General features: G+C 72.2%; 26 protein-coding genes. 25 read left to right on the forward strand and 1 reads right to left on the reverse strand.

All coding sequences use genetic code 11. From position 1 onward, the window contains the following. Position 1 precedes the first annotated feature (1 nt). The 9 genes from AB0P07_RS08185 to AB0P07_RS08225 all read left to right on the forward strand — a co-directional run bounded on the left by AB0P07_RS08185 (position 2) and on the right by AB0P07_RS08225 (position 4,593). Complete coding sequence (locus AB0P07_RS08185) at positions 2-745, forward strand: hypothetical protein (RefSeq protein ID WP_365546746.1); 744 nt, start codon at positions 2-4, stop codon at positions 743-745. Continuing rightward, positions 742-1,398 carry a hypothetical protein gene (locus AB0P07_RS08190; protein WP_365546749.1) on the forward strand — a complete coding sequence of 219 codons (657 nt, stop codon included), beginning with the start codon at positions 742-744 and terminating at the stop codon, positions 1,396-1,398. Before AB0P07_RS08185 ends, AB0P07_RS08190 begins: the two co-directional genes overlap by 4 nt. Next, positions 1,395-1,622: a hypothetical protein gene (locus tag AB0P07_RS08195; RefSeq protein WP_365546752.1), complete on the forward strand. Its 228-nt coding sequence runs from the start codon at positions 1,395-1,397 to the stop codon at positions 1,620-1,622. Before AB0P07_RS08190 ends, AB0P07_RS08195 begins: the two co-directional genes overlap by 4 nt. Beyond that, a complete protein-coding gene (locus tag AB0P07_RS08200; RefSeq protein ID WP_365546755.1) occupies positions 1,619-1,933 on the forward strand; it encodes a hypothetical protein in 315 nt (104 codons plus the stop codon). The genes AB0P07_RS08195 and AB0P07_RS08200 overlap by 4 nt, the downstream gene beginning before the upstream one ends. Further along, positions 1,930-2,505: a hypothetical protein gene (locus tag AB0P07_RS08205; protein WP_365546758.1), complete on the forward strand. Its 576-nt coding sequence runs from the start codon at positions 1,930-1,932 to the stop codon at positions 2,503-2,505. The genes AB0P07_RS08200 and AB0P07_RS08205 overlap by 4 nt, the downstream gene beginning before the upstream one ends. After that, positions 2,505-2,699, forward strand: a complete 195-nt coding sequence (locus AB0P07_RS08210) for a hypothetical protein (protein WP_365546761.1) — start codon at positions 2,505-2,507, stop codon at positions 2,697-2,699. The genes AB0P07_RS08205 and AB0P07_RS08210 overlap by 1 nt, the downstream gene beginning before the upstream one ends. Before the next feature lie 227 nt (positions 2,700-2,926). Further along, positions 2,927-3,169: a hypothetical protein gene (locus AB0P07_RS08215; protein WP_365546764.1), complete on the forward strand. Its 243-nt coding sequence runs from the start codon at positions 2,927-2,929 to the stop codon at positions 3,167-3,169. After that, positions 3,166-3,582, forward strand: coding sequence for a hypothetical protein (locus tag AB0P07_RS08220; RefSeq protein ID WP_365546767.1), 417 nt, complete (start codon positions 3,166-3,168; stop codon positions 3,580-3,582). The genes AB0P07_RS08215 and AB0P07_RS08220 overlap by 4 nt, the downstream gene beginning before the upstream one ends. Positions 3,583-3,678: 96 nt before the next feature. After that, a complete protein-coding gene (locus tag AB0P07_RS08225) occupies positions 3,679-4,593 on the forward strand; it encodes a hypothetical protein (protein ID WP_365546769.1) in 915 nt (304 codons plus the stop codon). A 54-nt stretch (positions 4,594-4,647) separates the two neighbouring features. On the opposite strand, the gene AB0P07_RS08230 is transcribed toward AB0P07_RS08225, so the two are convergent. Further along, a complete protein-coding gene (locus AB0P07_RS08230; protein ID WP_365546772.1) occupies positions 4,648-4,944 on the reverse strand; it encodes a hypothetical protein in 297 nt (98 codons plus the stop codon). Positions 4,945-5,210: 266 nt separating this feature from the next. On the opposite strand from AB0P07_RS08230, the gene AB0P07_RS08235 reads away from it, so the two are divergent. The 16 genes from AB0P07_RS08235 (at position 5,211) to AB0P07_RS08310 (ending at position 19,410) form a co-directional block, all read left to right on the forward strand. Beyond that, positions 5,211-6,302, forward strand: coding sequence for a DUF2637 domain-containing protein (locus AB0P07_RS08235; protein WP_365547076.1), 1,092 nt, complete (start codon positions 5,211-5,213; stop codon positions 6,300-6,302). A 117-nt stretch (positions 6,303-6,419) separates the two neighbouring features. After that, positions 6,420-7,925 (forward strand): hypothetical protein, encoded by a 1,506-nt coding sequence (locus tag AB0P07_RS08240; RefSeq protein ID WP_365546775.1) that lies wholly within the window; start codon positions 6,420-6,422, stop codon positions 7,923-7,925. An 11-nt stretch (positions 7,926-7,936) separates the two neighbouring features. Further along, positions 7,937-10,045 carry a hypothetical protein gene (locus AB0P07_RS08245; RefSeq protein WP_365546777.1) on the forward strand — a complete coding sequence of 703 codons (2,109 nt, stop codon included), beginning with the start codon at positions 7,937-7,939 and terminating at the stop codon, positions 10,043-10,045. Further along, positions 10,042-10,503 carry a hypothetical protein gene (locus tag AB0P07_RS08250; RefSeq protein WP_365546780.1) on the forward strand — a complete coding sequence of 154 codons (462 nt, stop codon included), beginning with the start codon at positions 10,042-10,044 and terminating at the stop codon, positions 10,501-10,503. The genes AB0P07_RS08245 and AB0P07_RS08250 overlap by 4 nt, the downstream gene beginning before the upstream one ends. A 10-nt stretch (positions 10,504-10,513) precedes the next feature. After that, on the forward strand, positions 10,514-10,729 hold the full coding sequence (locus AB0P07_RS08255) for a hypothetical protein (RefSeq protein ID WP_365546783.1): 216 nt from the start codon (positions 10,514-10,516) through the stop codon (positions 10,727-10,729). Positions 10,730-10,737: 8 nt separating this feature from the next. Next, on the forward strand, positions 10,738-10,911 hold the full coding sequence (locus AB0P07_RS08260; RefSeq protein ID WP_365546786.1) for a hypothetical protein: 174 nt from the start codon (positions 10,738-10,740) through the stop codon (positions 10,909-10,911). 73 nt (positions 10,912-10,984) lie between these two features. After that, the gene (locus AB0P07_RS08265) at positions 10,985-11,401 is read left to right on the forward strand and encodes a DUF6221 family protein (protein WP_365546789.1); all 417 of its coding nucleotides are present in this window, start codon (positions 10,985-10,987) and stop codon (positions 11,399-11,401) included. A gap of 674 nt (positions 11,402-12,075) precedes the next feature. After that, positions 12,076-12,453, forward strand: coding sequence for a hypothetical protein (locus AB0P07_RS08270; protein WP_365546792.1), 378 nt, complete (start codon positions 12,076-12,078; stop codon positions 12,451-12,453). Between the two features lie 20 nt (positions 12,454-12,473). Further along, entirely contained in the window at positions 12,474-12,740 is a 267-nt protein-coding gene (locus AB0P07_RS08275) for a hypothetical protein (RefSeq protein ID WP_365546794.1), read from the forward strand. After that, positions 12,737-13,039 (forward strand): HNH endonuclease, encoded by a 303-nt coding sequence (locus tag AB0P07_RS08280; RefSeq protein WP_365546797.1) that lies wholly within the window; start codon positions 12,737-12,739, stop codon positions 13,037-13,039. The genes AB0P07_RS08275 and AB0P07_RS08280 overlap by 4 nt, the downstream gene beginning before the upstream one ends. 288 nt (positions 13,040-13,327) lie before the next feature. Continuing rightward, the gene (locus AB0P07_RS08285; protein WP_365546800.1) at positions 13,328-13,924 is read left to right on the forward strand and encodes a bifunctional DNA primase/polymerase; all 597 of its coding nucleotides are present in this window, start codon (positions 13,328-13,330) and stop codon (positions 13,922-13,924) included. Between the two features lie 52 nt (positions 13,925-13,976). After that, on the forward strand, positions 13,977-14,987 hold the full coding sequence (locus tag AB0P07_RS08290) for a hypothetical protein (protein ID WP_365546803.1): 1,011 nt from the start codon (positions 13,977-13,979) through the stop codon (positions 14,985-14,987). Further along, a complete protein-coding gene (locus tag AB0P07_RS08295; RefSeq protein WP_365546806.1) occupies positions 14,987-15,475 on the forward strand; it encodes a hypothetical protein in 489 nt (162 codons plus the stop codon). The genes AB0P07_RS08290 and AB0P07_RS08295 overlap by 1 nt, the downstream gene beginning before the upstream one ends. A 175-nt stretch (positions 15,476-15,650) precedes the next feature. Next, positions 15,651-17,168: a terminase gene (locus tag AB0P07_RS08300; RefSeq protein ID WP_365546809.1), complete on the forward strand. Its 1,518-nt coding sequence runs from the start codon at positions 15,651-15,653 to the stop codon at positions 17,166-17,168. A gap of 12 nt (positions 17,169-17,180) precedes the next feature. Further along, positions 17,181-18,614 carry a phage portal protein gene (locus AB0P07_RS08305; protein WP_365546811.1) on the forward strand — a complete coding sequence of 478 codons (1,434 nt, stop codon included), beginning with the start codon at positions 17,181-17,183 and terminating at the stop codon, positions 18,612-18,614. After that, entirely contained in the window at positions 18,604-19,410 is an 807-nt protein-coding gene (locus tag AB0P07_RS08310) for a hypothetical protein (RefSeq protein ID WP_365546814.1), read from the forward strand. Before AB0P07_RS08305 ends, AB0P07_RS08310 begins: the two co-directional genes overlap by 11 nt. Positions 19,411-19,440: the final 30 nt, after the last annotated feature.

Genomic DNA, 19,440 nt, shown 5'->3' on the forward strand with positions numbered 1-19,440 from the left:
CATGCCTTGGTTCGTCGTCGACGACTCGGCGCACATGCACCCGAAGCTGCTCGCGGCTACAAACGCGGGGCTCGGGCTGTGGCTGCGGTGCGGCTCGTACGCGGCGCAGCACCTGACCGACGGCATTGTCCCCGCGCACGTCGCGAGGCTGTACGGCACGCCGGGCCAGATCAAGAAGTTGGTCGCGGCCGGACTGTGGCACGAGCACGGGCACACCTGCCCGCACCCGAAGTGCGCGCAGCCCGCGCCGGGCGACTTCTACATGCACGACTACCTCGACCCGTACAACCCGTCCCGGCGTGAGGTCGAGGACCGGCGGCGCCGTGAGGCGGAGAAGAAGGCGCGGTACCGGGGCCGTGGCGAGCAGCTCCCGCTCGACGAGCCCGACAACCCGCCGCCCCCGCCCCGCCCGCGCCGCGAGGATGCCGGGCCGATCCCGGCCGGCTGGCAGCCGACCGACGCGGACGTCGAGGCGGCGCAGCTCGCCCGGGCGGACGCCGGGCTGCAGCAGCTCACGCCGCAGCAACTCGACACCGTGACGCGCCGGTTCGTGCGCCGCATGACCGACGACCAGGTGCGAGCGGCCGCGTGGGGCGGCCGCTGGCAGGGCTGGGTCGAGCGCGAGCGGGCCGAGCCCGCCCCGTCGGCCGGCGGGACCGTCCTGCAGCACCCGGCCATGACGAAAAGCCAGCAGCAGCGCGCCGGGCTCGACCGGCTGCGCCAGAACGGAGGGCACTCCGCATGACCCTCGACGAGACGATTGATCTCCTGCAGCAGATCGCGCTCATCGACGACCGTGTCGTCAAGGTCGACGACGCCGAGCAGCGGGCGCAGGTCACCATGTGGGCCGCCGTGCTCCGCGACGTCCCGCTCGCCTTCGCGGGCGAGGCTGTCGGCCGGCACTACGCCGAGAGCGCGTGGGCTGTGATGCCGAAGGACATCGCCGCCCGGTGGCGCGACCAGGTGAAGGACCGGCTCGGGCGGTCTACGGGCACGTTCGAGCCGGCCGATCACCCGTACATCGACCCGGACGACGAGACGGGCAACGCGTTCGTGGCTGCGTTGCGCGGGCAGCAGGCGGCGATCGCTCGGGGCACCGATGAGCCGGTCGGGTTGCGTGAGCTGCTGCCACCGCCCGGAACGGATCTGCGGAGCCGGGCCGGTGCCCTGGTGCCCGCGAACGATGAGTTCCGTGCGGTGAAAGAGGAGCAGTACCCGCGGCGTGCGCGTCCGGCCGGGCCGCCCGAGTTGGCGGTGCACTGCTCGTACTGCGGGGCGTCGGCGGGTAGACCGTGCCGTCTGCCACACAACGACAAGCCGATGACGGGCACGCATCCGTCGCGGCGGGACGTGTGGGAGGCGCAGCAGAGCGCCGTGACCGAGGGAGTCGACGCGTGACCGCCGATCCGCGTCTCGCCGAGGACGTACCGACCGGCGCGTTCGGCGGGCCCCGCCCCGAGCCCCGCGTCGAGCCCTGGACGAAGACGGAGCAGGCCCGGCACCGGGCCGACCTGAACGCCGCACTGCGCGGGTGGCGGGACGAGAGCGAGCCCGCCCGCCGTGACCGCGAACGCCACTGGCCGCCACGCACCTACACCACGACTGATCGGAAGGCAGCATGACTGAGCAGCTCACCCTCGCCCTCACCGGAACGCCGCCCGCCCCCGAGCAGTGGGGCGTCGTCGTCGACGAAGCCCGGCTCTACAGCATCGGCGGCAGCCCCACCGACTGGTGGACCACCAGCGCCGCGCAGTTCCAGCGCAGCGGACGCCTCCGCCACCTCACCACGATGCCCATCGGTGGCAGCGTCGAGATCGGTCCCTTCGACCACGACGACGCTGATTTCGCCCGCGACCACTTGATCGCCAACGGAGTGCGCCCCGAGCTGGCGACCGTCCGCCGCTGGACCGAGCAAGACGGAGCGCAGGCATGACCGAGCAGAACCTGACCGCCGTCGAAGCGCTCGCCACGTTCGCCCGCCGCCACACCGACGACCGCGCCGTGCAAGCACTCGTCGACGCCGCCACCCTCGAACTCGCCGGCCGCACCGTCGTCCGACCCGACCAGACCGCCGTGCCCCGCCGGTTCGTGCTGCGCCGCCGCACCGACATCTCGGGGATCAGCGGCACCGGCGACGTCGCCGACGGCGTGCTCTGGCCCGACGGCACCGCCGCCGTCCGCTGGCGCGGCGAACACCCGTCCGCCGTGCACTGGGACCGTGGCCGCGTATCCGTCGAGCTGATCCACGGACACCAGGGCGCGACCGAGATCGTATGGCTCGACCAGGACGACGAGCCCGCCCCCGCCCCGATCTCGGACGCGAGCCCGGCCGCCGCATCACTGCGCCTGCGCCGCGTCGTCGACCACGCCCTGAACAAGCCCGTGCCCTGCCCGAAGTGCAAGCGCACCCCGGCGTGCGCGTGCATGACCGACCGCACCGAGGGCCGCATCGACGCGGTGCTCGCCGCGCTCGCCCCGTGGCTCACCGACGGGCAGGCCGCCTGATGCCCGCCCGCCGCTGCGTCCGCGGGCATTTCATCCCCGCGACCGCCCCGACCGACGCCTGCCAGTGCGTCATCACCCGCCGGTCCCGACGGCGCCGCATGCGCTGGCTCGACCTCGACCTGTGGGGGCAGGGCTTGACGGTCCTGCAGCGGCATTCGATCCGCACCGTGCCGATCACCGGCTCGTACCTGTAACCCGCCCCGCTGTCCACACCCTGTGAGGAACTTCCGATGACTGGACCGTCAAGCACACCGCGGGGCGAGCACACGCCGCGCCCCGGCGTCACGTGGGTCAGCAGTACGACCGCATGGTCGGGCGAGCAGCTCGTCGACGATGACGCCCCCGACCCTGCCCCGCCGAACCGGGCCACCCGGCGAGCGATCGCCCGGGCGCAGCGCAGGACGAACAGGAGGGGGTAGCCGTGCCCGCGCACCCGAAGGCGTTCAAGTCGCTCGCCACCCGCCTCGCCGCCGCCGACTCCGCGACCGTCGACCTGCTGCTCGACCAGTGGCTCGACTACCGCGACCACGCCACCGAGTGGGACGCCCGGCAGTGGGGTTTCGACCCCTCCCGCTGGTGCGCTCGCGAGCGGGCCGAACTCATCCGCCGGGCCCGGCTGCATGTCGGGCCGCCTCCGATGGACCACGAAGGGACCACGCTGTGACCGACCTTCCGCACACCGACGCCATGGGAGCCCCGCTCGCCGAGGGTGACCGCGTCGCGATCGCCACCTTCGGACCCGAGGGCGGCGCCGCCTGGGCCACCGGCACCGTGGTCATGTTCCGCAGTGTTCAGGTGGTCATCGACTCGGGCGGGCTCGTCGTCTTCGAGGGCCGCAAGCTCGGCGGCAACCTCTACGACGCCGGGCGGCCGACGCGCCCCGACCAGATCAGGCACAGCGTGCTGCTGCGGATGCCGGACAGCTCCGATGAGCAGGAAGGAGACGAGCAGCGCGCCACGATCGAGCGGGTGCGCGGGGTGGCCCGGGACTGGGGCCCCACGATCCTGCCGCGCTCCGAGGCACACCGCCTGCTGACCGACTTGTGTGCGGCCCTCGACGGAACCTCGCAGCCCTGACATGACGACGGGGCGCCCCCATCCGGCCAGATGTCCGGGGCGCCCCATACGCGGTGTGATCAGCCTACGCCCCACGCACAACACGGAGCGCACACCATGCCGCACACCACCCGCACCCGCCCCGCCCTCGACGACCTGCAGACCATCGTCGACCACTGGCAGCACCTGCGCGCCCTCATCGACACCACACAGACCGTCGACACCTGGCCGCCCACCACGAACACCGCCGACTACCTGCGCGCCCTCGACGACCAGGACGCCGCCGAGGTCACCGTCGCGCAGCAGATCGCCGCCGCCCTCGCACACGCCGCCGACCACCCGCAGCAGCTCGTCACCCACCACGACGAGCACGGCCGCCCCCAGTACCGGTGCGCGCACTGCGACCACACCGGCGAGGGCCTGCCCCACGGTGTCCGCGAAGACCGCGACCCGCAGCAGCTCGGCGAACGCCCCGTGCCGATCCGCCTGCACGTCGCCGACGCGAGCCGCGCGATCGAGGTCGCCCTGTGCACGCTCGCCGACAGGATCGCCGTCCGCGACGCCTACGATCCCGCCGACTGGCACGGCCGTGACCGTGCCGAGCGGACCGCGCCGAACGCGGCGAAGTGGTTGATCGGCCGGCTGCGGGATGAGCCGTGCTGCCCCACCCATGACGCCGAGCAGCAGCAGATCGCCCGGCACGCCCGCGAGGCGGCCGATCGCCTTGACCGCGTCGTCGGGCTGCGCCGTTCGTCGGCCGTGCTCGGCATGCCCTGCCCGGGGTGCGGCGGCGACCTGGTCGCCCACACCGACGGGGGAGCGATCGAGCGGGTGACGTGCTCGACGGGGCTCGTCGACTGCTCGGCGAGCGCACGGTTCGACGTGACCATGCGGGCGCGGGTGTGGTCGTCGCCCGAGGAACTCGCGGACCTGCAGCGGCAGGTGCAGGAAGCAGCCCGCCGGCGTCGGAAGTCGGAGGCACGGGCGCGGCAGCGTGCAGCAGCTCGCGCCCGGCAGAACGCCGCGGCGTAGGCGCGCAGAAGAGCGGCCCCTGTCCCATCGGACGGGGGGCCGCTCGCGTACTGGTCATCCCTCGGGGGCGGCCGGCTGTCGCTTCCCGCGCTCGCCGCGCTCGATCTGCTGCACCCGTGCGAGAGAGATCCCGAGCTGTGCCGCGATCTGCCGATAGCTGACGTCTTGGGCGCGCATCGCGACGACGGCCGCCTGCCTGATCTGTCGCAACCGTGCTTGCTGGTCGGGCAGTTCGGCCAGTAGCCGACCCGCTTTCCGCGCACGCTCGGCGGGGTCGTCGAGCGCTGCGAGCGAGTCAACCGCTTCGAGCACGATCCGCACCTCTCTTTCGTCGTCCGGCTGATCGGCCAACGCTGTCCCCTTCCTCGTGGGGAGCGCTTCACAGTGGACACCGTATAGCGACCGCTGTACGGTGTCCATCGTCCGCTGTACGCGGATTGAGCGCCTAGCCCGTGCTCATGCAACACGGCCCCGGTTGGTGTGTGGAAGCCCGGCCGGGGCCAGCCCGACCCCCTGAGCGACCAGGAGAGTCAGACGTGACGAATGGTAACGGCGCGCCCCTCACGCCGACCCAGCGACGCTTGATTGCGGGCGTCGCCGTCGGCGCCGTCGTGATCATGCTGATCGGGTTCATCGGCTCCTACGCAGCCGTACGCACCCTCGCGGAAGCGAAGCACTTCGGCGCGTTCGCCGTGCTCTTCCCGATCGGTCTCGACGCGGGCATTCTCGTACTGCTCGCCCTCGACCTGCTGCTCACCTGGTTGCGCATGCCGCTGCCGCTGCTGCGTCACATCGCGTGGCTGCTCACCGCGGCAACGATCGCCTTCAATGGCGCGGCCGCGTGGGGTGACCCGGTCGGCGTCGGCATGCACGCCGTGATCCCGATCCTGTTCGTCGCCGTCGTCGAGGCCGCCCGGCACGCGATCGGCACCGCCGCCGACATCAGCGCCGCCCGGCACATGGAGTCGGTGCGGCTGTCCCGGTGGCTGCTCGCCCCGGTGCGGACGTTCCTGCTGTGGCGGCGCATGAAGCTGTGGGAGCTGCGTTCGTACGACGACGTGATCCGGCTGGAGCAGGCCCGGCTCGTCGAGCGGCTGCGGCTGCGCGCCGAGTACGGCCGCATGTGGCGGCAGCACGCCCCCGTCGAGGTCCTGATCGCGTACCGGATGACGCGCTACGGGCGCCCCCTCGCCCCCGCCGAGGGCGCCGTCGCCGCCCCCGCCCCGGCCGCCCCGATCGAGCAGCCCGCCCTCGACGCCCCCGCCCCGCAGGGCGCCCCGGCACTGCCCGCCCCGCCCCCGGCCGCCCCCGAGTCGTCCGCCCCGGCGCGCCCCGCCCCGAAGACCGAGGGCGCCCCGACCGCCCTCACCCCGACAGACCAGGGCGCCCCCGCGCAGCCCGCCCTCGACGAGCAGCCGACCGCCCCCACGACCGAGGACACCCCGGCCGCCGCCGAGGGCGACACCCCGCGGGGCGACCGACCGCCGACCCGCACCGAGGTGAAGAACAAGATCCGCGCCCTGTACGACACCCTCGACGCCCGGCCGGGCGAGGGCGTCATCGTCAAGCTGCTCGAAGACGAAGCGAAGCGCGGCTACCCCTACACGTCCCGCCGCCACGCGCAGGCGCTGCGCAAGGAGATCGAGACCGCCGAGCCGAAGCTGCTCGAACGCGGCACCGACAACGTGACCGCGCTCACCGGCTCCTGACGCTCCGACTGTGACCGCGACTGCAGTCACAGTCACACCCTCACCCCCTCCCACCCGCGCGAACACCCCCGCACACACCCCGATCACACCGACTGCAGTCGCAGTGAAGGAGTCACGGTGGCCGACACCGAAGCACCGCCCGCACCCGCTGCGGTCGAGCCCGAGACGCCCGTGCAGGCGCCCGTCGAAGCGCCCGAGCCGCAGCCCACCCCCGAGCCCGAGACCGACGACGACCAGGTCGACGACGAGCCGCAGCCCCGCGCACGGCGCCGCCGCGGCGTACCGATCGAGCCGCTCGTCATCGGCGCCACCAACAGCACGGCCATGGCCGCGACCGCCGCCTACCAGACCGCCGGCCCGGTCGGGCTCGCCGCCGCCGCGGGCACCGCCGCTGTCCTCGCCGCCGGGGGCGCCCTGCAGCGCCGCCGGACCGTCCGCCGCCGCACCACGACCGGGGCGGGGCGCACCCGCACCGGGGGCGCCCTCAACCGAGGACGCGGCAGGGGCGGGGCGCCCGCCCTCGGGTCAGGGCGGGGCGGCGCCCCGGGGCGGGGCGGGGCGCCCCGGGCGGGCGGTACCGGCAGGGCGCCCTCAGCAGGGCGGGGCGGGAAGGCGCCCCGACTCTCGGGGCGGACCCGGCAGGGCGCCCTCGGCAGTCTCCTCGGTCGGGGCGCAGGGCGGATCAAGACGCCCCGGCTCAGCGGAGGGCAGGGCGGAGGGAAGCACCGCCGCCCCGACACGCGCAGCAGCTCGCCCTCGACGACGAAGCGCACGCCCCGCCGGGGCGGACTGCTCGGCAAGGTCCGCCCCGCCGCGTCCGCCGCCCGCCGCGGCATGGCCAGCGCGGGGCGCGCGGTCCGGGCGACGGGGCGCACCCTGGCGAGCGCCGCCCGCAAGACAGGGCGCACCGCCCGCAGGATCGCCGCCCCCGCGAGCGCACTGTGGCGGAACAGCGCCGCCGCCCGCAGAGCCATCGCCCGCCGCACCGGCAAGACCGCGTCCGCACTGTGGCACGGCGCCCTCGCCGGGATCGCGGGCGTCGCCGCCGCGATGTGGGGGCGCAGCATCCGCGCCGGGCTCGACACGCTGCGCGCCGTCTGGGGGCGCCTGCGCCGACGGCGTGCCGCCCGCAAGACCGCGGACGGTCCGGCCATGACCGGCCCGGCCGTGGCCAGCACCCCGGCGCCCGTCGCCACTTCCGTACGCCGACCGGCGACCGCCGGCGGCTCACCCACCACCCCTGGAGGCGCCATGTCCGGCGGACACCACTTCCTTGCACCCGCGATGGAACTCGAACGGATCGCGAGCACGTACACGCCCGACGGCATGATGCAGGTTGGCAGGGACTTCGCCGCCCTGCCCGACGCCCTCGAACACGTCGCGAACGCCATGCGGATCACGACCGCCCGAGCAGACCAAGAGCAGCCCCTCGACCCGCGGATCGTCGAGCTGATGCAGAACATCTACAACCTGCAGATGAAGGCGTCCGAACTCGCCCGCGAACTCGCGCCCGCCTTCCGACAACTGCACGCCGTCGACATCGAGCGACTGCAGAACCCGCGCAAGGGCGTCCACGCGGAGGCCGAGTGGGACGTGCGCGCGAACATCGACACCTCTCTGTGAAAGGCAGACCAGTGCACATCGACTGGGAGAGCGGGCACGGCCCGTTCACCGCCCCTGTCAGCGCCGCCGGTTCCGCGCTCGCCGTGTCGTACGCGGCGGCCGCGGCCGGCGTCGCCCCCTGGTGGGGTGCCGCCGTCGCCGGTGCCGGACTCGTCGGCTCGCACATCTCGGGCCGCATGGCTGGCGCAGGCCGGGGCGACCTGGTTCTGCGTGCCGCCGCCTGGCTCGGCGCGGGCGGCTGGTGCTCGTGGGCGATGACGGTCGGTCCGTGGTCGGGAGAGCGGCTCGCCGCGCTCGGCGCGGGTGCGGTCGCCCTCGGCACGGCCGTGGCCGGTTCCCGGACCGCGCGCCGTCGCCGCGAGGAAGGACAGCGGGCCGAGGCCGCGGCCGCCGCGCACGCCACGCTGCAGCACCGGTACCGGGCGCTCGCCGCCGAATGGGCTGCCCGCCTCGACCGAGTCGCCGGGCTCGAAGGGGTGCAGGTCGTCGGCGTCGAGATGTGGGAGCACGGCGGCGGGTTCACCCTCGAAGGCCGGTTGCCCGAGGGCGGGTACACGTGGCGGCACGTGCAGCGCGTGCAGGATGGCCTCGCCGGTGATGCGCGGCTGCCGAACGGCTGCACCGTCGAGATCACCGAGGGCGCCGACCGCGGCTCGTTCCTCGCCAACATCGAGACGCAGAACCAGGTCGTTGCGGGCGAGCCCCGCATGTACCCCGACGACTACTCGCCCCGCTCGTACAACGACCCGCTGCTGTGGGGCGTCCACCGAGACGGCAGCGACGCCGGCGCCGTGTGCCGCGAGCTGTGCGCGATCGCGTCGGCCCGCCGCGGCTCCGGTAAGACGAACCTGCTGCACGTGTGGATCGCCGGGCAGCAGCGCATGGATGACGCCCTGTCGTGGGTCATCGACCTGAACGGCGGCGGCGTCGCCCTGCCGTGGCTGCGGGCGTGGCACAAGGCCGGGCGCCCGGGCCGGCCGCCGATCGACTGGGTCGCGGACACCCCCGAGAAGGTGCTCGCCATGGCCGAGGCGCTGCTGCGGATCGCGAAGGCCCGCAAGCCGGGATACGCCGACCTGCAGATCGAGCACGACGACGACAAGCTGCCTGTGTCTCCCGAGGTGCCCGCGATCATCGTGAACGGCGACGAAATCGCCGAGCTGTACAGCTCGAAGGCGCGGAAGAACCCGACGCTGCGCAAGGCGGGCAACGTGCTGCTGCAGGTCGTCGAACTCGCCCGCGCGGTCGCCTGCAACACGATGATGACCGCGCTCCGTGCCACAGCGGACGTCCTCGAAGAGCCGCAGCTCGTCGTGCAGTCCGGACTCAAGGTCGCCATGCAGGGCGACGAGCGGGAGCTGAACTACCTCATGGGGTGGGCAGACCGGATCACCCCGCAGGACATGCCCACCCCGGGCACCGGCGCGTACAAGGTCCTCGACCGTCTCGCCCGCCCCTTCCAGGCGTACCGGATCGTCCCGACCGTGATCGCCCGGATCGTCGAGGCGACCTGCGAGCGCCGCCCCGTCCTCGACGAGCTGTCCCTGCGCGCCGCAGGCGAGGCGTACGCGAACCGGTGGTACGGCACCGACCACCTGTTCGGCATCGGCCCGGCACCCGCCCCGGCGGCCGTAGAGGCGGCGCCCGAGCAACGGCCCGTCCGCGAGGGATGGACCGACCCCACCGCCGGATGGGGCAAGTCAACCCCCGCCGCGCCGGCCACGGACACCGACAACGCGATCGCCGACGCCGACGCCGCGCTGCGCCGCATCCGAGGCGAGATCGACGACACCACCGCCCGCGACCCCGAACTCGAAGCACGCGCACGCGAGATCTTCGAGCAGGGCGGGCTCGGCTACACCCCGCCCGAGCCCGACGAGACCGGACAGCAGCCGAGCAGCGACCCGCGGTACCGGCTCGTCTTCGAGATCGTCCGCAAGTCCGGCCCGGCCGGGATCGGCCCCGAGGCCATCCGCGACGTGATCGCCCAACGGCACCCCGACGTTGAGGTACCGCACGCCGCGACGATCGGCCGATGGCTCGGCGCCGACCCCCGCGTACACCGGCCCAAGTTCGGCCGGTACGCCCTGCGCCCCGCGAACGGAGACACCCCGGCATGACGCACAACCCCGTACCCCGCGCCGCCGAGCCCGCCCCGCGCGCCCTGTACCCGAGCGCCATCGTCCCGGCCGCCGAGCAGCAGCTCGCCCCCGCACCGCCGCCCGGCATGCGCGTCATCGGGTACGTGCGCGTCGACGGCATGCTGTACGCGCAGTACGGGCCCCTGTACGAGCCGGCCCCGCCCCCGCCGCCCGCGCCGTCCGGGCTCGACCCGCAGGCGCAGCGCACCGCCGCGAAGGGCGTCCTCGCCGTCGGTGTCGGCGTCGGCTCGTACTACGGCATGCAGGCGCTGCAGATACTCGTCGGCTCGCTCGTGCATCTGCTCACCGCCGCCGCGGTGTGCGCGGTCGCCTGGGCTGTTGTGCCGTCCGGCCGCCGTGGTGAGGGACCGACGTACATCACGAACAACCGCGGGATGCTGGCAGGATGGCGCTCGCAGAACGGCCCGAGGAAGTAGGCGACCAGACATGACGGCACGCGACGACATCCTGACCGGGAAGTGGCAGCAGGACCCCGACCCGAGGCAGCAAGCGCTCAGGCTCGGCGAGCTGCTCGACCAGGTCGAGCGCGAGCACGCGCAGCAGCTCGCCGACCGCATCCGCACAACGGACCATCCCGACGACTACGTCGACATGTTCGACAACGGCGCTACCTGGGCCGCTGACCTGATCAACCCGCGGTAGGAGGAGACATGCCGAAGAAGATCGAGCACGTGCCCGCGGGCAAGTTCATGACCCTCGAAGAGATCTCGAAGTTCGTCGCCGACGCCTACGCGGCCGGCGCGACCGGCTCGGACGTCCCCACGGGCCGCCTGTCGTTCGGCGGGAAGCTGCAACAGCTCGTCGTCACCGTCGAGCACGAGTAGACCGCCCCGCACCCGTTCTGCGCCCCGTACCGCACGCTCGCGGTACGGGGCGCCGTCACGAGAGGATCGGGCCATGAACGACGAGTTCCTGCAGTGGCTGCGCGAGCAGCTCGACGACGACGAGCGGACCGCGCGTGCGGTCGGCTCCGAGCAGTGGCACCCGCGCTACGTGGACAGCGCGAATGACCAGCCGGACACGGCCACGGTGTCTCTGCCGGACGGCAGCGACGTCGCCGTGATGGAGCGCTACTCGTATGCGGACGCCGAGCACATCGCCCGCCACGATCCGGCTCGCGTGCTCGCCGAGGTCGAGGCGAAACGGGGCGTACTGCGCCAGTACATCGACCTCCGAGAGCAGGTGCGCAACCCGGTCAGCGCCGAGAATCGATCGCGTGCGCGCGCCCTACAAGGCGAGATCGGCGACATTCTGCGGCTGCTCGCACTGCCGTACGCCGACCGCCCCGGCTACCGCGACGAATGGCGCCCGTAGACCTCTTGACGAACCATCCGACGCCCCGTTCGGCACCCGCCGGGCGGGGCGTCGCCGTTTCCCGACTCGGGCGTATAGTGCACAACGGGCAACGCTCGAATGTGAGTTGCGACACATTTATACCCGACAGTAATGAGCGTCCGCACCCCCTCACCGCACCCCCGGAACGGGGCGTTCCGAAGCGATCCGAGAGCAATCCGAATCGAATCCGAATCAAATCCGAACGAGATTTGAAGCGAATTTGAATCAGATCCGGAGACGATTTGAAACGGACATCCGCAGGTCAGCGCGTTGTGTCCCCGGGGGACTCCTCGGTCCCTCGCGCGCGCGTGTTCCCCTCCCCTCCCTACCGGTCTATGGCGGGGGTAGAGAGAGACCTACCGGTAGTAGCGGGCGCACCCGAATCGCTCTCTCAGTCGCCGCCAACTCGAAATCGGGGCTTGCAAACCCGGCGAGGTGTCGCCAATCTTGGGGCTACACCGGCATGCCCAAACGCCGAAACGCAGACTTCCGACAGCGCCCCCGACGCCGACACCGGCCGGGGGCGCTCGTCATTCCCCACCAGACCGCGCGGGGCGGACACCGATACGAACTCTGGCGGGTTTGCTGCCCGCCCCGCGCGCACACCCACCGACACGGCACCATGGACCCTCAACACCAGGAGGGGACCCGCCATGTTCGGAAAGAAGAAGACCGACGACGAGAAGATCGCCGCCAAGCGCATGAGCCGCATCCGCGTCGCTGCCGCAGCAGCCGGCGTCAACGTCCTCAGCGGCAAGTTCCACCAGCCTGGCCAGGGATCCATCCCCGTCGACGGCTCGAAGGTCACCATCGAACTCGGCGAGACCGCGCGGAAACGCATCACAGCCACCCGCGTCGCCCTCACCGGGATCTTCGCCCTGTGGCTGAAGAAGGACGAACAGAAGCTGTACATCACCATCGAGCACCCCGACGGCGTGCTGCTCTACCCCGTCGACGCCAAGAAGGAAGACAAGGCGAGGGTGTTCGCAACGCTCGTCAACGGTGAAGCCACCGGCATCACCACCGACTGACTGATCACCCGGGGGGTCACGTGCGCATCCGCATCACCCTCGACATCCGCACCACCCCCCGGGCCAGCACGACACCCCCCACCCACGACGGACCCCCCACCGTCGACGCCACCCCCACACCGAACGCCACCCCCACCGAGGCCGCCCCCGGCAACAGCCCGACCCCCTTCGGGTTCAGCCTCGACGGCACCAGCCTCGGCAGCGACACCGAACGCGCCGAGCCGTACGACGACAGCCGAGGCGCCGAGTACGAAGACAACGACGCACACAAGGACGGGCGACAGTGAGCGGCGGATGGGCAGGCAGCAACCGACGAGCCGAACTCCCCGCCGACTGGTACACGTACAGGCGACCGACCGTCCTGCAACGCGACGAGCACCGATGCCGCAACCGCATCGACGGCCGCGTGTGCGGACGACATGCGAACCAGGTCGACCACATCGGCGACAAGCACGATCACCGCATCGAGATGCTGCAGGCACTGTGCGCCGACTGCCACGGCCGCAAGAGCAGCCGACAGGGCAACGCGGCCCGCTGGGCAGAGCGCACCACGCGCCCCCCGGAACGGCATCCCGGTCTGATCTGACCAGCCCAGATCCCAATCCGGCCCGCCCCCCTGGGGGGTGACTCCCCTCCCCCCGCCCTCTGGGCGCTCGGGAGGTGCTGTGGGCGTCGGTCTGTACGGGTCTGGGGAGAACGGCCACGCTGCGGGGCGTGGGCGGCCCGCTGCGGGGCGGGCAGGGGGGCGGCCGGCTGATTCGATGGCGCGCGGTAGGGGTGCCGCAGATCGCCTCTCAGCCGGTCGACTCTCCGATACGAGACTGATACACGCAGGTCAGCGATCTGAAAGCGTACGCGGCTGTACGATGGGGTCATGACCTCGACGACGCCGCGCTGCGAACACGAGCCCTGCGGCCAGCCGCTGCGGATCACCGCCCGGCGGCACGCCCGGTTCTGCTCGCCGAAGTGCCGCGCGGCCGCGCATCGTGCTCGCCGGTCTGTGCCGGCCGAACTCACGGCCCGCCCGCGGTGGGTGCGACGCACTGCGCGGAAGGTGCCGGTGACGGTCGGCGGCGCGGTGGCGAGCAGCACGGACGCGTCGACCTGGTCGACGTACCGGGACGCTGCTCGGTCGTCGGCCGGCGTCGGTCTCGGGTTCGTCCTCGACGGCGACGGGATCGTCGTGCTCGACCTCGACCACTGCGTCGACGGCGACCAGGTCGCGCCGTGGGCGCAGGGCGTGCTCGACGCGGCCGCGGGTTGCTGGGTTGAGCGGTCGGCGGGCGGCGACGGTCTGCACGTCTGGGGGCGCGGTGCGCTGCCGGGCGGGGCTGGCCGGCGGTTGCGGCTCGGCGCGGGCACGGTCGAGGTGTACGCGACCGGCCGGTACATCGCGGTCACGGGGCAGACGTTCGGCGACACGCCGCGTCGGCTCGGCGACCTGCAGCACGTCATCGATTCCCTGCTGTAGCGGCCCGGCACGGGTGCGCGCTGCAGCGCACCCGACACGGGAGGTACAGCACATGGCACGCCTGCAGATCCTTGAACTGCCCGAGGGCACAGACGACTCGCGGCCGCCGTTCGTTCTGGTCGTCGACGAGAGCATGCCGCAGCGCGTGATCCTCGGCATGGATCACGGCTACGTGGGTGACTACTGGCAGAGCGTCGCCGAGCAGATCGGCGCGCGGGGTGTGATCGTGACGCCCGAGACGGTCGAGATCCCGGCGAACGACGTGTCGGCCGAGGTGCGGGCGGGGCTGCAGGAGTCCGTCGGCGAGCTGTACGAGTCGGCTCGTCAGTCGCTGTCGGAGTCGGAGACGCTCGGGCACCAGCTGCTGCAGCGCGCCGAGAACGCCGAGGGGCGCGCCCGGGCCATGGAGGTGCAGCGGGACCGCGCCAACAGTCGCGCCAAGGAGGCCGAGGCCGGACGGGTCGCCGCCGACGACATGCTGCGGGCGGTCTGTGAGGTGTTCGGCGGTCCTCAGGTGGATCCGGTGGTGAGGGCTCGCGAGGTGCTGGCCCAAGCCAAGCATGCCGACGTGAAGCTGCTGGCGTTCGCCGAGGCACAGGAGAAGGAACTCGTCGACCGCATGGACGAGATCACGGATGCGCTCGGGCTCGACCGGCTGCGTGACTGGGGCGAGATCGTCGCCGCGGCGAAGAGGCTTCGACCGACCGGCGACGGTGGCGAGGTCGACGACGGCGCGCCGCTCGTGTCGATGGAACGCGCCGAGCCGTTCGTGCCGCAACCGCTCAGTCTGCTCATGGACGACGCCGACGGCGGGCACCGGTTCGACGTGCCCGGGTATCAGGACCCGATCCGCTGCGCTCAGTGCGGCATGGACGGTCAGTCATGGCTGACCGGCCGGGACCGGCGCTCCTGCGACCAGGTGCAGGCGGACGCCAAGTCGGGCCACGACTTCCGGCCGCTCGACCCGGGCGGGCTGGCCTGCCTGCGGTGCGGCATACCCCGGGTGAAGTGGGCGGCGTCGCTGCTGCCGCAGGACTGTGACGCGGTGAAGGAGGCGGGCTGATGGCTGGCATGGGGCCGGCGCCGAAGGCCGAAGGGCGGAAGGTCCGCCGGAACAAGGACACCATCGCGCAGACCGTACTCAGGTGGGAGCGCGCCGAGGCGCCCGAGCTGCCCGACTTCCGCATAGAGAAGGGCGACGAACTCGTCGAGTTCCATTGGCCCGAGCGCACCCGCGAGTGGTGGCAGATGTGGAAGGACAGCCCGCAGGCCGAGCACTTCGGCGCGTCGGACTGGGAGTACCTACTCGACACCGCGCTGATTCACGCTCGGTACTGGTCGGGGAATCTGTCGCTCGCGGGCGAGCTGCGGCTGCGCGTCGCCGAGTTTGGTGCGACGCCGTCGGCGCGTGCCCGGCTGCGCATGGTGTTCGCCGAGGCGGACGACGCCGACCAGGGCCGCGGGCGTTCGGGTGTGCCGTCGGCGCGCGAGCGGTACGGCGCCCTGCGGTCGCTGCCCGGCGGGAGGACCGGCCAAGGCAAGGGAGCGTAGAGGGGGCGTCATGCCGTGGCGCGGCCCGGACTTCGAGGGCGAGCGCCCGACGCTCGGTCTCTACGTCCTCGACTGGATGATGCAGAACCTTGCGCAGCCCGGCCGCGACGAGGACGACCCCGAGCCGTTCCTGCCGACACAGGAACAGGCCGACTTCCTGAAGCGGTTCTACGAGGTGCACCCGGTCACCGGCAAGCGGATCATTCACCGCGCGCTGCTGTCCCGGCCGCGTGGCTGGGGCAAGTCCCCGTTCGTCGGGGCGATCGCGCTCGCCGAGGCATGCGCCGACGTCGTCGCCGACGGGTTCGACGCGTACGGCGAGCCGGTAGGCCGGCCGTGGTCGTCGAAGCGCACGCCGATCGTGCGTATCGCCGCGGTGACCGAGCAGCAGACCGACAACACGTGGGTGCCGCTGCTGGAGATGGCCAAGGGCGGGTCGGTCGCCGCCGAATACGGGCTCGAAGTCCTCGACACGGTGATCTATCTGCCGCGCGGGAAGATCGAGCCGATCACGTCGTCGGCGAGCAGCATCAAGGGTGACCCGGCGTGCTTTGCGTCGCTCGACCAGACCGAGGAATGGCGGGAGTCGAACGGCGGGATCAAGCTCGCGAAGACGATGCGGTTCAACGCGACGAAGCTCGGCGGGTCCATCGTTGAGACGCCGAACGCGTTCACGCCGGGCGAGGGCTCGGTCGCGGAGCGGTCGGCGGCGGACTATCAGGCGATCATCGACGGCCGGTCGAGGGCGCGGGGCATCCTGGTTGATCACCGGGAGGCGCCGCCCGAGACGGACATGACCGACGAGCGGTCGCTCGTCGAGGGCTTGCGGTACGCGTACGGCGACAGCAGCGATCACCCCGACGGGTGCGTGCTGCACGATCCGCCGTGCGAGCCCGGGTGGTCGCCGATCGAGCGGATCACCGCCGACTTCTACGACACGTCGAACGACGTGCAGGATCTGCGCGCCGACTTCCTGAACCAGATCACCCACGCTTCGGACGCATGGCTGACACAGCCGGAGGTGCGCGCGTCGTCCGACCTCGGGAAGACCGTGCAGCCGGGCGACCGGATCGTGCTCGGGTTCGACGGCTCGCGGAAACGTGCCCGCGGGGTGACGGACGCGACGGCGCTGATCGGCTGTCGGCTGTCCGACGGGCACGTGTTCACGATCGGCGTGTGGGAGCAACCGCCGCGGCCCGAGGTCGGGGCCGACGGCAAGCTCGTCGAGTGGCAGGTGCCGGTCGTCGAGGTCCTCGCCGCAGTGCACGAGGCGTTCGACCGGTACGACGTCGTCGGCATGTACGCCGACCCCGCCAAGTGGGAATCGCACGTCGCGGACTGGGAGGCCGCCTACGGCCCCCGGTTGAAGGTGCAGGCCACCCGGAACCACCCGATCGAGTGGTGGATGACGGGCGGCCGGTCGCTGCTCATCGTGCGGGCGCTGGAGAAGTTCCATACGGCGCTCGTCGAGGGCGAGCTGACGCACGACGGCTCTTCGGCGCTCGTGCGGCACCTGCTCAACGCCCGGCGGCGCAAGTCGAACAGCGGCATTCAGATCATGAAAGCCAACCCGGACAGCCCGGACAAGATCGACGCCGCCGTCGCCGCAGTGCTCGCGTGGCAGTGCCGGCTCGACGCCATCGCGAAGGGCATCGCAGCCGAGGAACCCGAAATGTTCGGCGGCACTTTCTGAGAGGGGGCGACCGTGCTCGACGAGACACCCGAACTCGACAATCCCGACTTCATGCTGCTGCGCCTCGGGCGCCGTATGCGGAAGCGCGCGGGGGTGCTCGACGAGTGGTGGCGCTACTACCGGGGCCGGCCGCCGCTGCCCGAGCTGCCACGCAAGGCGGAAGCCGCATTCCTCGACTTCCAGCGGAAGGCGCGCACGAACTTCTGCGGCGTGATCGCCAACTCGACCGTGCACCGGCTGCGCGCCCTCGGCGTGACCGCAGCGGACGGCACCCCGGACCCGAACGCGGCCCGCTGGTGGCAGCTCAACCGGCTCGACTCGCGGCAGTCGCAGGTGTGGCGGGTGGCCATGGCACAGTCGGTCGGGTACATGCTCGTCGGTGAGCACCCGACCCGGACCGAGAACAACGGCCGGCCCTCGCCGCTGATCACCGCCGAGCACCCGCGCGAGGCGATCGTCGAGCGGGACCCGGCGACCGGCGAGGTACGGACCGGGGTACGGGCCGTGCACGACGACCTCGACGGCTACGGCCGGGCATGGGTCATGTACGACAACGTTGAGTACGCGTACAGGACGAAGGAGCGGTGCACGCCGACCCGGCTGCCGTGGGGCCCGGACTCGTGGGAGCCCCTCGACGACGGCATCGAACACGACCTCCGACGTGTGCCGCTGGTCGAGTTCGCGCGGATGCCGGACCTCGGCGAGGACCCCGAGCCCGAATTCGCAGGCGTCATGGACATTCAGGACCGCGCCAACATGGGCATCTTGAACCGCATGGCGGCGTCGCGGTACTCGGGATGGCGGCAGAAGACAGTCACCGGCCACAAGTTCGCGAAGCGCACTGACCCGGGGACCGGGCTGACTGTCGTCGAGCAGCCGTTCGTGCCGGGACCCAACAACGTGTGGGTGTCCGAGGGCGAGAACGCGCGGTTTGGGCAGCTCGAAGCGACGGACCTGCGCCCGTTCCTGGAAGAGCACGCGGCCGATATCCGCGACATGCTGATCATCAGCGAGACGCCCGCGTACTACTACGCCGGCGACATGGTGAACATCAGCGCGGACACGATCGCTGCGCTCGACCTGAACCACGTCGCGAAGTGCCGTGAGCACATCGCCGCGTTCGGCGAGGGGCTCGAAGACGTCATGTCGCTGGCGGCGGCGCAGGCCGGGGTGGCCGAGGACTACACCGAGGCGCGGGTGCGGTGGGCGCGGCCCGAGTACCTGTCGCCTGCGGTGCGTGCGGACGCAGCGACGAAGCTGAAGTCGATCGGCTACCCGCTCGACATCATCGCCGAGGACCTCGACGAGACCCCGGACCGGATCCGGCGGATCAGGTCGAGCGCCGCCGCGGCCGCGCTGCTCGGCGCGTCGCTGCTGCCCGCGAACCCGGCGCCGACGGCGGGCAACACGCTGCCCGACGACGGAGGGGCCGGCGGTGGCGAATGAGGAACTGCAGGCGGCGCTCAACGATCGGTACGACGCCATGTCGCAGTCGTTGCGCGACCGGCTGATCACGTTCGTCCTCGACGCGTTCGACTCCCTCGGCTCGTACAGGGACGCTGACGCCGCGGTGTTCATCGAGCGGGTGCTGCCGGTCGTGCTGGCGGCGCAGCAGACGATGGGGCAGATCACCGACGCGTACCTCGCGGCCATGGTCGCCGACATGCTCGGCGGCGCGGCCGCGCCGGTCGGCATGCAGCTCGACGAAGCACTGCGCGGCGTGGCGCCCGAGGAGGTGTACCACCGGCCGTTCGTCACGCTGTACTCGGCGCTCGCGGCCGGCCACGACTACGCGGCTTCGCTCGGCGAGGCGCGTACGCGACTGCTGTCGATCACCGAGACCGACCTGCAACTCGCCCGTACGCACGCCGCCCGGCAGTCGATGGAGGGCAGCGGCGCCCGGTACTTCCGGCGCCGTCTCACCGGCACGAAGAACTGTGCGTTGTGCGTGATCGCGTCGACGCAGCGGTACCGGGTCGAGAACCTGATGCCGATCCACCCGGGCTGTCACTGCAAGCCCGAGCCGCTGCCCGGCAGCCGTGACCCGGGCCAGATCATCGACGAGCAGCTGCTGCGCGAGGCGCACGACGCTGTCGCGAAGGGCACCGGCTCGTCGGACGCGGGCGGCCGGGCACCGGATTACCGCGAGGTGATCATCACGCGGCAGCACGGCGAGTATGGGCCGCTGCTGGCGGTCCGCCGCCACGAGTTCACCGGGCCGGACGACATTCCCGGCTCGTGATCCCCGCGCCGCCACGGCGCACCCCCTGCT

Source organism: Streptomyces sp. NPDC085944, from assembly GCF_040686295.1.
Lineage (GTDB): Bacteria > Actinomycetota > Actinomycetes > Streptomycetales > Streptomycetaceae > Streptomyces > Streptomyces salinarius.